Origin of the sequence: Martelella mangrovi, from assembly GCF_040545495.1 — a bacterium.
In the GTDB taxonomy this organism is placed as follows: Bacteria; Pseudomonadota; Alphaproteobacteria; order Rhizobiales; family Rhizobiaceae; genus Martelella; species Martelella mangrovi.
In genome coordinates, this window is record NZ_JBEPLY010000031.1 from 1 (window position 1) to 1,224 (window position 1,224).

Sequence of the window (1,224 nt, forward strand, 5' to 3'; positions counted from 1 at the left end):
TGACCTGAGACCCGACTTCCCTCCATTTTTCGGGAGAGTCTTGGGTTTTTAATCTGGCCTCAAGCGGCCTGTTTTTCCAGTGCCATTTTCATTGCGAACTCGTTGGGCGTGATATTGCCCAGCGATGAGTGCGGTCTGTTTGCGTTGTAGTCCTCCTTCCATGTGGAGATGGCTGCGCGCGCTTGCGCGGGCGACGAGAACAGCGTCTCGTTGAGGCACTCATCGCGGAAGCTGCCATTGAAGCTTTCTATAAAGCCGTTCTGCATCGGCTTGCCGGGAGCGATGTAGTGCCATTCGACATGGGTCTCCTGGCACCATTTGAGGATCGCCATACTGGTCATCTCCGTGCCGTTATCGGAGACAATTGTCCTTGGCTTGCCTCGCCTGTCGATGAGGGTGTCCAGCTCCCGGGCAAGGCGAACGCCAGACAGCGATGTGTCCGCGACGAGACACAAGCATTCGCGGGTGAAGTCATCCACGACAGCCAGCACCCGGAAGCGGCGGCCATCTGTGAAGGCATCACTGATGAAATCCAGGCTCCAGCGCTCGTTGGGGCGTGAGGGCAAGGCCAATGGTCGCCTTGTTCCCAAAGCCCTCTTGCGGCCGCCGCGCTTGCGCACGGTCAGCTTCTCTTCCCGGTAAAGCCGTCGGAGTTTCTTCAGGTTCATAACGATCCCCTGCCGACCCAGCATGACATGGATCCGGCGGTAGCCGAAGCGCCGGCGCTCGGAGGCCACCTTCTTCATCGCCTCACGAATGGAGGCATCGTCGGGGCGAACACTGCGATAGCGCACGCTCGACCGATCCACCGAAAGAACTTCGCACGCCCGACGCTGGCTCACCCCATGCTGCGCACAGATTTGAGCCACCGCATCCCGCTTCACATCGGGCGTCACCATTTTTTTGAAGCGACATCCTTCAGGATCGCGTTGTCCAGCATCGCCTCCGCGAGCAGCTTCTTCAGCCGGGCATTCTCGTCCTCAAGCGCCTTGAGCTTACGCGCATCGGAGACATCCATGCCGCCATACTTCGCCTTGTATTTGTAGAAGGTCGCATCTGAAATGCCGTGCTTGCGGCAAACATCCGCCGTCTTCGCACCCGCTTCCTGCTCCTTCAAGATCCCGATGATCTGTTCTTCCGTGAACCGTGAACGCTTCATGCCGTCCGTCTCCGTGTCGTGACAGACTCTACCAGAATCTGGAGGAAGTTCAGGGGCTCAGGTCA

General features: G+C 58.6%; 1 protein-coding gene. It reads right to left on the bottom strand.

Annotated elements, in window-relative coordinates; all coding sequences use genetic code 11:
• Positions 1-59 precede the first annotated feature (59 nt).
• Positions 60-1,159, bottom strand: a protein-coding gene (locus ABID12_RS20815; RefSeq protein WP_354435964.1) for an IS3 family transposase whose coding sequence is annotated in 2 segments (ribosomal slippage) — positions 60-898 and positions 898-1,159 — 1,101 coding nt in all. Because the reading frame shifts where the segments join, the coding sequence is not laid out codon by codon here.
• Between the last annotated feature and the right edge of the window lie 65 nt (positions 1,160-1,224).